The organism is Xenorhabdus japonica (genome assembly GCF_900115195.1).
In the GTDB taxonomy this organism is placed as follows: Bacteria; Pseudomonadota; Gammaproteobacteria; order Enterobacterales; family Enterobacteriaceae; genus Xenorhabdus; species Xenorhabdus japonica.
On sequence record NZ_FOVO01000020.1, the window covers coordinates 22,916 to 35,982 of the forward strand.

11 protein-coding genes and 1 pseudogene are annotated in these 13,067 nt (G+C 41.6%); 11 read left to right on the top strand and 1 reads right to left on the bottom strand.

The features are described 5' to 3' along the window. Window positions 1-16 precede the first annotated feature (16 nt). The 4 genes from BM135_RS09330 to spfP all read left to right on the top strand — a co-directional run bounded on the left by BM135_RS09330 (window position 17) and on the right by spfP (window position 5,294). On the top strand, window positions 17-1,006 hold the full coding sequence (locus BM135_RS09330; protein WP_092519478.1) for a serine/threonine protein kinase: 990 nt from the start codon (window positions 17-19) through the stop codon (window positions 1,004-1,006). A gap of 17 nt (window positions 1,007-1,023) precedes the next feature. Next, window positions 1,024-1,647 carry a thiol:disulfide interchange protein DsbA gene (dsbA, locus tag BM135_RS09335; RefSeq protein WP_092519479.1) on the top strand — a complete coding sequence of 208 codons (624 nt, stop codon included), beginning with the start codon at window positions 1,024-1,026 and terminating at the stop codon, window positions 1,645-1,647. A gap of 406 nt (window positions 1,648-2,053) precedes the next feature. Continuing rightward, window positions 2,054-4,873, top strand: coding sequence for a DNA polymerase I (polA, locus tag BM135_RS09340; protein WP_092519513.1), 2,820 nt, complete (start codon window positions 2,054-2,056; stop codon window positions 4,871-4,873). A 373-nt stretch (window positions 4,874-5,246) separates the two neighbouring features. Beyond that, a complete protein-coding gene (gene spfP / locus BM135_RS18105) occupies window positions 5,247-5,294 on the top strand; it encodes a small protein SpfP (protein ID WP_438361642.1) in 48 nt (15 codons plus the stop codon). An 85-nt stretch (window positions 5,295-5,379) separates the two neighbouring features. Here spfP and yihA read toward each other — a convergent pair whose 3' ends face one another. Beyond that, window positions 5,380-6,003, bottom strand: coding sequence for a ribosome biogenesis GTP-binding protein YihA/YsxC (gene yihA, locus BM135_RS09345; protein ID WP_092519480.1), 624 nt, complete (start codon window positions 6,001-6,003; stop codon window positions 5,380-5,382). Window positions 6,004-6,275: 272 nt separating this feature from the next. Between yihA and BM135_RS09350 the strand changes: the two are divergent. The 7 genes and pseudogenes from BM135_RS09350 to BM135_RS09380 form a co-directional block, all read left to right on the top strand. Beyond that, window positions 6,276-6,371 (top strand): annotated as a pseudogene (locus BM135_RS09350) (IS1 family transposase); the annotation flags it as partial. Window positions 6,372-7,005: 634 nt separating this feature from the next. Then, a complete protein-coding gene (locus BM135_RS09355) occupies window positions 7,006-8,148 on the top strand; it encodes an MFS transporter (protein ID WP_092519481.1) in 1,143 nt (380 codons plus the stop codon). A gap of 85 nt (window positions 8,149-8,233) precedes the next feature. Continuing rightward, window positions 8,234-8,992 (top strand): YqcI/YcgG family protein, encoded by a 759-nt coding sequence (locus BM135_RS09360; RefSeq protein WP_217644295.1) that lies wholly within the window; start codon window positions 8,234-8,236, stop codon window positions 8,990-8,992. A gap of 87 nt (window positions 8,993-9,079) precedes the next feature. Further along, on the top strand, window positions 9,080-9,901 hold the full coding sequence (locus tag BM135_RS09365) for an arginase family protein (protein WP_092519482.1): 822 nt from the start codon (window positions 9,080-9,082) through the stop codon (window positions 9,899-9,901). 131 nt (window positions 9,902-10,032) lie between these two features. After that, window positions 10,033-11,010: a cysteine synthase A gene (gene cysK / locus BM135_RS09370; RefSeq protein ID WP_092519483.1), complete on the top strand. Its 978-nt coding sequence runs from the start codon at window positions 10,033-10,035 to the stop codon at window positions 11,008-11,010. Window positions 11,011-11,099: 89 nt separating this feature from the next. Then, complete coding sequence (gene metX / locus BM135_RS09375) at window positions 11,100-12,215, top strand: homoserine O-acetyltransferase MetX (protein WP_092519484.1); 1,116 nt, start codon at window positions 11,100-11,102, stop codon at window positions 12,213-12,215. A gap of 63 nt (window positions 12,216-12,278) precedes the next feature. Further along, on the top strand, window positions 12,279-13,025 hold the full coding sequence (locus BM135_RS09380; RefSeq protein ID WP_092519485.1) for an SDR family oxidoreductase: 747 nt from the start codon (window positions 12,279-12,281) through the stop codon (window positions 13,023-13,025). The last annotated feature ends 42 nt before the right edge of the window (window positions 13,026-13,067 follow it).

Below are 13,067 nucleotides of genomic sequence, written 5' to 3' on the forward strand. Positions count from 1 at the left end.
AAGAGAGAACTGTGTTGTGACGGAAGAGAAAGCTTTTAATTTTCAGAATATTACACCAGATTTAATTATGGATGCGTTGGTGCAGTCTGGCTTGTATCTTGATTCTGGGCTGACCGAACTGAATAGCTATGAGAATCGTGTATATCAGTTCATAGATGAGAACCGCAAACGCTATGTTGTGAAGTTTTATCGTCCCTTGCGTTGGAGCCAACAGCAAATCCAAGAGGAACATGATCTTGCGCATGAATTGCAGCAAGCCGATTTGCCAATAGCGGCACCGTTGAAGTTTGACGGACAGACCGTACTGAATCATGGCGGTTTCTTTTTTACCATTTTCCCCAGTGTGGGAGGTCGCCAGTACGAATTAGATAATTTTGAACAATTGGAAGATGTTGGTCGATTGTTGGGAAGAGTGCATCAAATTGGAGTAAAAAAAACATTTTCGGCGCGTCCCACTCTTAATTTGAATGAATATTTATATCAGCCGTATCAATATTTGGCTGAATGTGAGCTAATCCCAGCTCGGCATAAACAGGGCTTTTTGGCTGCGCTGGATGAATTAAATCAGGCAGTAGCAAGCCAATGGCACGATAACTGGCAAGTATTGCGGCTGCATGGGGATTGTCATGCTGGCAATATCTTGTGGCGCGATGAAGCATGGTTTGTAGATCTTGATGATGCCCGTAATGGCCCTGCTGTTCAGGATTTGTGGATGTTGCTCAATGGCTCACGGCAAGAGCGACTGATCCAGTTGGATATTTTGCTGGAGTCATATGGTCAGTTTATGGAATTTGATTCCAAGACATTGGCGTTAATAGAACCTCTGCGTGCTATGCGAATGATCTATTATTTAGCTTGGGTTGCTCGTCGCTGGCAAGATCCCGCTTTTCCAAAAGCGTTTCCGTGGATGGCTGATAGTGATTTTTGGCATAAGCAAGTGGGCCTTTTTTCTGAACAAGTCCGGTTGTTGCAGGAACCACCTTTACAACTCAATCCGATGTATTAATTTTTTTGGAGACCACTATGAAAAAATTTTGGCTATTATTGGTAGGAGCGTTCATGGTATTTAATGCATCCGCTTCCGGTTTTTCTGAAGGCAAACAGTATACTGAGTTAAGAAATCCGGTTGCGAACCAGCCTCAGGTGTTAGAGTTTTTCTCTTTTTATTGCCCTCACTGCTATCAGTTTGAAAACACTTACCATGTTCGTTCAACTATCAAGAAAAATTTGCCAGCTGGTGTGACGAATGAACGTTATCATGTTGATTTTCTGGGGCCTTTGGGTAAGGAATTGACTGATGCTTGGGCCGTCGCTATTGTCATGAAGGTTGAAGATAAAGTCACACCAATTTTGTTTGAGGGTATTCAAAAAAATCAAACCATCAAGAGTAAAGAAGACATCCGTAATGCTTTCATCAAAGCGGGTGTATCTGGTGAAGAGTATGATGCAGCATTGAATAGCTTTATTGTGAAATCTGTGGCAAATAAAGAGCGTCAGGCGGCTAAAGAACTTGGTTTGAGAGGTGTTCCGGCTGTCTTTGTTAAGGGCAAATATTTGATTAACAATGCCGGCATCGAATCCAGTTCCACTCTGGATTATGGTCAGAAATTCTCTGAGGTAGTGAACTCTCTGGTGAACAAAAAATAAGTCACAGGATGGTGACGTAAGAAACAAGACGCGAATATTAATATAAAATAATATAGGTATTGTGCCAGCCATAATAAGGTTGGCACAATACTTGCCAAAAAATACATTTCATAACATAAACTCCGGTAATATCCACAACTCAGTGATTTTAAAACGGTTGTAATATTTCTTTAATTTTCCGCGTAATTCATTGATTTTAACCTCCTGTTATTTACTTTTTACGGTTATAAACATAAATCTGTTTTATGTGCCATTTTTTGTGCACAAAGTTATCCACAGCGTATTCATCAAAATATTTGTCATAATATGCAAGTCAGTACGAGAAAATTACCGCAAAATTCGTTTATAGCGACGCAGTATGGCATTCTATTCTTTAATCATCTCACAGAACGACGAAGAAAATTTTATGGCACAGATAGCAGACAATCCCCTGATTTTGGTTGATGGTTCTTCATACCTTTATCGTGCATACCATGCGTTTCCTCCACTGACAAACAGTTCAGGAGAACCGACGGGCGCCATGTATGGCGTGCTGAACATGCTGCGAAGTTTAATCATACAGTACAAACCGAGTCATGTGGCGGTTGTATTTGATGCCAAGGGCAAAACGTTCCGTGATGAACTATTTGCTGAATATAAATCTCATCGACCGCCAATGCCGGATGATTTGCGTTCGCAGATTGAGCCGTTGCACAAGATGGTCAAGGCAATGGGGCTGCCAATTCTGGTTGTTCCGGGTGTTGAGGCTGACGATGTTATCGGTACATTGGCCTTGCAGGCTGAAAAAGAGGGCCGTTCAGTTCTGATCAGCACAGGTGATAAAGATATGGCGCAATTAGTTACGCCAAATATCACGTTGATTAACACTATGACTAACACCATTTTGGGGCCAGAAGAAGTTACGGAAAAATATGGTATTCCTCCTGAACTGATTATCGATTTTCTCGCCTTAATGGGGGATTCTTCCGATAATATTCCGGGTGTGCCGGGAGTGGGTGCAAAAACAGCTCAGGGGCTATTGCAGGGTATCGGTGGATTGAATGAGATCTATAACCGACTTGATGAAATCGCTGCACTTGGTTTCCGTGGAGCCAAAACATTGGGCGGTAAAATGGAGCAGCATAAAGAGGTGGCTTTTCTTTCCTACCAACTGGCGACCATCAAAACCGACATTGAGCTGGATAAAGCCTGTCTGGCGCTTTCCGTTATGCCGCCGGATACGGATGAATTGTTGACACTATTCAGTCATTATGAGTTTAAACGTTGGATCAGTGACGTACAGAATGGTAGTTGGCTGGAAAGGAGCGGACAGAAACCCGCCGCAGGCGCTATTAATAAATCAGATAAATCAGAATCAGTGTCAATTGAACCCACTGCTGTCAAAATTTCGCCGGAAAGCTATCAAACCATCCTTGAACGCCAATCCCTTGATGAGTGGATTGAAAAACTGAAACAGGCTCCGGCATTCTCTTTTGATACTGAAACCGACGGTTTGGACACCCTGACAGCCAATCTGGTGGGAATGTCTTTTGCCATTGCCGTGGGGGAATCAGAAGCAGGAGAATCAGAAGTTGAAGCTGCTTATCTGCCATTGGGACACGATTATCTGGATGCGCCACAGCAATTGGATCTACATGAAGTTCTTGCCGCATTAAAGCCGCTACTGGAAGATGCTAACTTGCCTAAGATTGGTCAAAACCTGAAGTTTGATCGTGGTGTTCTGGCGCGTTATGACATTGCTTTGCATGGCATTGTTTTTGATACCATGCTGGAATCGTATGTTTTGAACAGTGTCGGCGGTCGGCATGACATGGATAGCCTTGCTGATCGTCACTTAGGCTATAAAACTACGACATTTGAAGAAATTGCGGGCAAGGGCAAAAAACAACTTACCTTCAATCAAATTGCATTAGAGGAAGCCTCAAAATATGCAGCAGAAGATGCGGATGTGACTTTGAGACTGCATCAGGCCATGTATCCTCAGTTAGAAAGCGTCCCAACCCTGAAAAAAGTTTTCCAGAAGATCGAAATGCCGCTGGTGCCGGTGCTGTCCCGTATGGAAAGAACGGGGGTATTGATCAACGCTCAAACGCTGGCAGAACATTCAAGGGAAATCACTGCACGTTTAGATGAATTGGAAAAATCCGCTTATGAGTTGGCAGGGGAAGAATTCAATCTGGCTTCGCCAAAACAGTTGCAAGTCATTCTATTTGAAAAAATGAACTTACCTGTGCTGAAAAAGACGCCGAATGGCGCACCATCAACGAATGAAGAAGTGTTGGAAGAATTGGCGGAGAACCATGCATTGCCAAGAGTGATTCTGGAGCATCGTGGTCTGGCAAAACTGAAATCCACTTATACGGATAAATTGCCTCAGATGGTGAATCCACTGACAAATCGTGTTCATACTTCTTATCATCAGGCGGTAACTGCGACAGGGCGTCTTTCTTCCCGCGATCCGAATTTGCAAAACATTCCTGTCCGTAATGAGGAAGGACGACGTATTCGTCAGGCATTTATTGCGCCGGAAGGCTACCGAATTATGGCGGCGGACTATTCACAGATTGAACTGCGCATTATGGCTCATTTATCACAAGATAAAGGGCTGCTAAAGGCATTTGCACAAGGTAAGGATATCCACCGTGCGACTGCTGCGGAAGTGTTCGGTGTGCCATTGGAACAAGTGACCAGCGAGCAACGCCGCAGTGCTAAGGCAATTAACTTTGGCTTGATTTATGGCATGAGTTCGTTTGGTTTATCCCGTCAGTTAGGTATTCTGCGTGGCGAAGCACAACGCTATATGGATCTCTATTTTGAGCGCTATCCGGGTGTATTGGCTTATATGGAACGCACACGCCAGCAAGCGGCTGATCATGGATTTGTCGAAACACTGGAAGGTCGTCGGTTGTACCTGCCGGATATCAAATCGCGTAATGCCATGCGTCGCAAGGCATCAGAACGTGAAGCCATCAACGCACCGATGCAAGGTACGGCAGCGGATATCATCAAATTGGCGATGATTGCGGTAGATGACTGGATTATCAGTGAGCAGCCAAATGTACGCATGATCATGCAGGTTCATGATGAACTGGTATTTGAAGTACATGAATCAGAGTTGGAGACCGCAGAGCAGAAGATCCGAGAGTTGATGGAACAAAGCATGCTGCTTGACGTACCGTTAAAAGTGGATGTTGGGATTGGTGATGACTGGGATCAGGCACATTGATATGCCTTTTATCTTAGAACCGTCATCTTAGAAGCTGAAAAAGAGCCGCAAAAATGCGGTTCTTTTTTTATTACTGAATTTTGTAGTAGTGGTTTTTTATTGAATGATTTTTATGAAATCACTGTTTGTTTAATGAACTGAGATAAGCTAAATCACACCGAGAAGAGGCTTGTGACAAGAATTTAGGTTAGGTTTTATATTAGATCTAGATCCCATAAATATGTAATTAAACTACATGAATGATGTCAAAGTAACCTATTTTACTTAAATGTTAGTGGCTTTATCGAGGTATTTTGTGAAAATTAATTACAAAAAAGTCTTTTTTTGATTAAAGGAATAGGTTAAAGTTATCGGCGTAGGGTACAGAGGTAAGATGTTCTATCTTTCAGACCTTTTACTTCACGTAATCGGATTTAGCTGAATATTAGCTGCCCCAGTCATCTTTTTTGACTGGGGCGTTTTTTTATATCTGGTTTATGGGTGCGTGATAAGATCAAGCGCGGATATTACTCCGTTTCAATGGCAGGTTGATTGAACCAAAGGTCAAGTTTTTGCTCTAGTTTATCGATGCCGATTTTTTTCAAAGTGGAGAAATACTCGATCTGAACATCACCATCCAGAGAGGCTAATTCCTGACGAACTTTCGCCAATTGACTTTTACGAGCACCGGATGCCAGTTTATCGGCTTTAGTCAGCAATACCATGACAGGTACCTGCATCACGACAGCCCATTCGATCATTTGCATATCCAGATCTTTCAGTGGATGGCGGATATCCATCAAAACCACCAACCCTAACAGGCATTCGCGTTTCTGGAGATACTCCCCTAAGGCTTTCTGCCATTTGCGCTTCATCTCTTCTGGTACTTCAGCGTAACCATAGCCCGGCAAGTCGACCAGGCGAACCCCTTCTTCGACCTCGAACAGGTTAATCAACTGAGTACGGCCAGGAGTTTTACTGGTACGCGCAAGGCTCTTTTGGCGGGTCAGTGCATTCAATGCGCTGGATTTACCCGCATTTGACCGACCGGCAAACGCGACCTCAATGCCCACATCTTGAGGTAGGTGGCGAATATCAGGTGCGCTCGTAATAAAATGAGTCATATGATAGTTGTAGTTTTTGATGGTCAAAATGGTTATCTCCCCGAGGAATACACAAAAATAGCGTGGTGATTATACCGAGAGCAGCTGCTTGTGGACAGGCGTAACTTTATTCCGATAAAGAACGGCATTCCGATAAAGAACGGCGAAGGTAGTCGGCGAAAAGTGAATATAATTCCCCTTGAGCTGTGGTCATAATGAAATAGACACCTTCTAAAATTGGCTTCAGTAAGCCAAAACAAGCTGAATTGCTGGGCACACTATGCTTGGAAGGCAATATATATAAAGCATCAGTCAATTAAAAAAGTCTGAATCGAAAAACAATAGGTTACTCCATATCGGAAGAAATTCACGATAAGATCTTAGGGACTTTCATTGAGCGTGAACACTACATTTGATAGCCAATCTAACCTTTAAATATATGCCCCGGCGTTTCCCTTTAGTACAACTTTGATGAAGTAAAAGGGAATATATTAGATAATGTATTTTCAAAGTTAATTCTAAGCAGTATTAATTTAAATTACTATTCACCTTTGATATTTTTTATTCGTTCAAAAGATTTTCTTGGGAATTAAGCGTATTTTGCATGGGCACTCTCTAAAATAAAAAATAATTTAGGTGGATAATATTTCATAATAGCGCTACCCATTTTTTATGTATAATTCTAAATTCTTTAATGTAATATATTATAAGGTTTTAATATTTGCATGTTAAAAATGTGATCAATATTCCATCTTAGTGTTTTTTTTATAAATCATGTTGTTTTTCCTAATGTTAGGAGGGTAAGATTCGGAAAAATTTACCCATGCATCATAATCCTAATCAAAAAATAAAAAAGAATTACTACAACAAAAATTATTTTTATTTAAATAAATTTAATATCATAATTATTTTTATCTTAGCCAGAGCAGATTAATAACTTCTAGTTATTGATAAAAAACCTGATTTTTGTTTTTGCATCTGTAATACTCTGTTTCAATAATAAGTATTGTACCCATAAAGAGAATGTTATTTCTAAGGTAAATTACAGCTATGCCGAAAATTATTTCTATTATTTTACTTGCTCTAGCATTATTTACAGCGACATTTGCTGTAAATCTTCAAACACCATTATACGGAGTTTATGCTGCTGGAAACAATATGAAGGCAACTGCCGTGACTGTCGCTTTTGCTGCTTATGTGGCAGGCCTGATGCCAACACTACTCTTATTAGGTGGTTTGTCGGATCGAATTGGTCGACGACTACCTATTACAATATCTCTGTTTCTTGTAACAATTGCTACGCTTCTTTTAGTCTTATTTCCTAACTGGGAAAGTCTTTTTGTTGCACGGGTACTACTTGGTATTGGTACAGGGTTAGTGACGACAGCAGGTACGGCCTACATGGTCGAGATTATGGGGAATGATGATGCTCGGCGTGCTGCCCTGATCGTAACATCTTCTACATCTCTCGGTTTTGGTGGGGGTGCGTTGGCCACAAGTTTAAGTTTAGGGATACAGGGGCCAACCCTTATTCCCATTAGCTTTATTGTGCTATTTGTAATAGCTCCTATTCTTGCCATTATTGGACTTAAGATGCCACGTGTTGATGTACCTAAGCGCGTTTCGATCATCAAACTTCCAGTGTTCCCGCCTAGAACATGGGTATTTGGTATTGCCATGGCCCTGGCATGGTCAACAACTGGAATGATAATTGCGGTAGTGCCATTAGAACTAAAAACTCAGGATCTTGATGGTTGGACAGGCCTTGTCATTTTCTTAGCAATCTTTATAGGCTTTCTCTGCCAACCTATTGCACGTCGGATGGCTAATCCAAAAGCACTAGCTTTAGGATTGTTACTAACTCCTCTCGGTTTCCTTGTTCTTCTTATAGGATTCTGGATTCAATCAATAACCTTAATACTGCTAGGTACCTCTATTACTAGTGCAGCAAGCTATGGCTTTACCTATCTTTCGGCTTTATTCGAATTTTCTTCAAGAGCTCTAGATAATCGAGCTAGGGCAACAGCGGGTCTTTTTATTTATGCTTATATTGGATTTTCTCTCCCGGTCATTGCTAGTGGAGCTTTAGCTGATATGTTCGGCTTATTGCCCGCAATGGCAATATTCTCAGTGACCCAGATAATCATCACCTTAATTACTATTTGGCTCTGGAAAAAACATTCAGTCCTCTAAATAGATAAGATTTTGACAGCCATAGATTCGATTTCAAAGGTAGTTCGTAAGAAAACTATTTTTTCATTGATGAAGGGGCGTTTAAGTGAGTATTTTAGATAAAAATCATAATCTTAATGTGTTAATTTCTCAGCAGCAATTAAATAAAAGTGGAGTAGATTGGCACCATGCTGTTTTTAGAGATATTGAATCTCGGCTTAGTGATGTCGATTTCCCCTGCGTTTTCTCGAAAAGAGCATTTAGAAAGAATCTGTTGAAATTCATCTTCATAGAAAATTTTGATACAAGTGGTGTCCAACATCTGGGAAATGGAATTAAGGAATATGTTGAAATCTCGAAGAATTGGGATGGTGACCTAAATACAGCGTATCCACTTATTGTGGCATTCTCACAGAGTGTCATAGATGCTCAGTCTGTTGATGATTATCATGCGTTTGGTTGGAAAGTTCTTCAGAATTTACATTATATTGACTCTGTACCTTGGCCAGAGAACGTTAGTAAAGATCCTAATTCTTCATCTTGGTCCATGTGTTTTAACGGAATGCAGTTATTCTGCAATATGAGTAGCCCTGCTAACCAAGTTCGCCGGAGCAGAAATCTTGGTAAGCACTTTATTCTAGTTATTAACCCGCGTGAGCGCTTCGATATTGTTGCTGGTGACACACCAGCTGGTCGTAGGGTTCGTTTCAATATCCGTGATCGCATAGATAAGTATGACGGCCTTCCTCGTTCCTTACAACTTGGTTCTTATGGTTCCAATGCACTCGAGTGGCAGCAGTATGGTCTCTTGGAAGAAAACATTGAGAATACAGGTAAGTGTCCATTTTTGTTTAGGAAAAAATGAGCTTAGCACATTTTTTGCACATGATGGCAGAAGGTTTTAGGTAACCCAAAGTCTCCACTGACAATAATGAAAAGGAAATATTAATCCATGATTGATCTTATTGTTTCTCAGGGGCGCGTAGCGGATAGAGCTGCACGTATGATTGAAGGTGCTGCACGTACAGCGAAAGCATTAGAAAAACGCTATGGTACTCAAAGCTATTTCATTGGAAAAAGTGCACCACCTGCCAATGATGATTGGAGTATCAGTCTTCCTCAAGCGAAGGAAACACTGGTTGAATTAAGGCAAGCAATTGAAACAAGTATCAAGGGCAACAACCGTACGGTTATGCTTGCCAATACATGTTCGGCAAGTCTTGCTTCATTGCCAATTGTGGCAAGAGAGCATCCTGAGGCTGTAGTGCTGTGGATTGATGCACATGGGGATTTTAATACCCCAGAAACGACAAAATCAGGCTACCTCGGAGGTATGGTACTTTCTGCTGCTTGTGGTCTTTGGGATAGTGGGCATGGCTCAGGACTTTGCTCTGAACAAGTCATTCTAGTTGGTGCTCGTGATATAGACCCTGCTGAATATGAGCTTTTACAGAAAGCTGGTGTTCGGATTATCCCGCCAACAGAAGCAACACCTAGAAACATCTTGAATGCCATTGATGGTTCTCCTGTATGGATACATATTGATTGGGATGTACTTGAACCAGGTTTTTTGCCCGCCGATTACACGGTTCCGAATGGTATGTTGCCGTCACAAATTCAAACAATATTTGAAGAAATTCCTTTGGAGCAAATTTTAGGAATAGAACTGGCAGAGTTTAATGCTTCAACCGATGAAGAAAGTAATGAAAAAGCGCTTGCAATTATTCTCGATATTGTTGCTCCTGTGTTTAAGATGTTAGAGAGGGCTAAATAATGGTTGATTGTGTCATACGGAAATATATCCATATCCTTTTTTCATACGAAGTGTTTTCGCCACAATTGCTCAGACTCTGTTAAACAATCTTAATGCCAATCTATTGTATTTTTACGAAGGATAATTTTCTGATGCCACTTTACAATAGTATTCTTGATACAATCGGTAATACACCTATCGTTAAGTTAAATCGTCTTGCGCCTAAGCATGTCACAGTCTATGTGAAAGTAGAGTCTTTCAATCCTGGTGGTTCGGTAAAGGATAGGCTTGCCCTTGCAGTGATCCTTGATGCAGAGTCTAAAGGATTACTGAAACCCGGTGATACAATCTGCGAATGTACCTCTGGCAATGTAGGTATTGCGTTGGCAATGGTGGCAGCAGCACGCGGCTACAAGTTTGTAGCGGTGATGTCTGATACCTATTCGGAGGAACGACGTAAGCTAATGAGAGCCTATGGAGGAAAAGTTATTCTCTTCCCTGGTTCCGAAGGCAGTAGTGGCGGAAATCGTATAGCTGATGAGTTAGCAAGAAAATATGGTTGGTTTCGATCTAATCAGTTCAAAAATCCAGCCAATCCGGCCTATCACCGTGAAACTACAGCAGCAGAAATCCTCAGTGATTTTGCAGGAAAGAGATTAGATTACTTTGTTACTGGTTTCGGTACTAGCGGAACTCTTACTGGCGTCGGTCAGATGCTAAAACTTGCACGGCCTAATGTACGCATCATTGCTACCGAACCAGAAAATGCAGCCGTGCTATCAGGTCAGACATGGAATGTACATCAAATTCAGGGCTGGGCCCCTAATTTTATACCGGAAGTACTCGATTCTACAGTTATTGATGAACTTCTGACGATTGATGAAGTCTCTGCTCGTGATACAGCGAGGCGTCTCTCCACTGAAGAAGGTATATTTGTGGGTATTTCAGCAGGAGCTACTTTGGCTACAGCACTTAATGTAGCTAAAAGCGCCCCAGAGGGTTCTGTATTACTCACAATGCTACCAGATACTGGTGAACGCTATCTGTCTACTTTCTTGCTCGAAGGAATTAATGAAGGCTCGGATGATGAATGGTTAGCTTCTTTAGGATCTTCCCTTAACGACTCTTAATTTGGGGAGGTCTTCCTTCTGAAATTAAACAACTGTGTTGTTTCATATCGTTTTTTTATAAGAAAAAATCATGTAATTGGAGTGAATATATGAGGGAGTTCATACCAATAACTACTCGATTTATCAACCTGCCTAATGAATTTACGATGAAGCGTGGAGGTGTGATAAAGGGTGCACGCATAGCTTATGAGGTTTTTGGGCAGTTAAATGCACAACATAATAATGTCATCTTGATCCTTGCTGGTCTTTCACCTGATGCTCATGCAGCTTCGCATGCGGACGATCCAACGCCTGGTTGGTGGGAAAATATGTTAGGGTCAGGAAAGCCTATTGACACAGATCGTTGGTACGTGATTTGTATCAATCCATTAGGCAGTTGTAAAGGTTCAACAGGTCCGGCCTCAGTCAATCCAAATACAGGCAAACCCTATCGACTGGATTTTCCTGAGTTATCTATTGAGGATATGGCTGATGCAGCGGCCTTTACTGTATTTGCATTGGGCTTTGAATATTTGTCTTGCGTGGTAGGTGCTTCTATGGGAAGCATGGTTGCTCTGGCTTTGTTATATCGGTATCCCTATCTGGCACGTAACCATATTAATATCTCTGGAGCGGTGCATTCTCTTCCGTTTTCTATTGCAATCCGCTCTTTGCAACGTGAGGCTATCCGGCTTGATCCGAATTGGAGGAAGGGCCAATATGATGAGGAGAATTATCCGATAGACGGCATGCTTATAGCTCGTAAATTAGGCATGATAACTTACCGCTCAGCTCAAGAATGGGACAGTCGTTTCGGTCGTAATTACTTAAATTCTAGTCATCACGTAGATGAGAAACCGTTTGGTTTAGAATTTGAAGTGGAAAGTTATTTGGAATGTCATGCACATCGCTTTTTGCGAACTTTTGATCCCAATAGTTATCTCTATCTGAGCCGTAGTATGGATTGGTTTGACCTTGGTGAATCTTATGGTAATGCTGCTGCTGAAGCTTTGTCTCGATTGTACATTGAGAAAGCTTTGGTGATTGGTGTACAGACTGACATTTTGTTTCCATTATGGCAACAGCAGCAGATTGCTGAGGGGTTGAGTGCAAGTGGTGCTAATGTACAGTTCCTGCCATTGGAATCACCGATAGGACATGATGCTTTTCTGGTTGATATAGACCGTTTCGGGCCACCTGTAGCGACTTTTTTAGCGAAGCTATAATTTAATTTGGTAAGCAATCAGCGCTTATCATTTTTTTTCTTCCTTCAAAATGGAGGATTTGATTTGTCCGCATATCCATTCAAAATTGCTCTTGTTACTGGTGCCAATCGTGGCATTGGATTCGAAACAGTACGCCAACTTGCTGAAAACGGAATCCATGTATTGTTAACTGGTCGCAATCATGAGGAAACTACCAAAGCAGCGATTAAATTGAAGAGCGAAGGCCTTAATGTTGAAGCTTTAATACTGGATGTAACGAAGACGGATAGTATCTTTGCCGCTGTCACAGAAGTAACTAGAAAATACGGGCGCCTTGATATCTTGATCAACAATGCAGGCATTCGAATTGAGGAGTATGGTAAACAACCATCAGAACAGCCATTGCAACAATGGCGGGAAACATTCAACACTAATCTATTCGGTATTGTTGAAGTAACTACTGCTTTTCTGCCACTAATTCGTAAATCTATAGCAGGGCGTATTGTTAATGTTTCTAGCCTGCTCGCTTCACTAAGTATGCATAGCGATCCAAGCTCTTATTCTTATAGCCCGATGTTTAAATCCCTTCCAGCCTATAGTGCCTCCAAAAGCGCTGTCAACTCTTGGACAGTACACTTGGCTTACGAATTACGCGAAACACCGATCAAGGTAAACTCTGTACATCCTGGTTATACCAAGACTGATATGAATGAAGGTTCTGGTAAACTGGATATTTCGACAGGAGCTAAAACAACTGTCAGCATGGCTCTGCTCGATAGTAATGGACCAACTGGTAGCTATATGCATATGGGAGAAATTGTGCCATGGTAATTAGTTTCTTCGAGATTTGCATCGCTGAAAAATGAGAATACC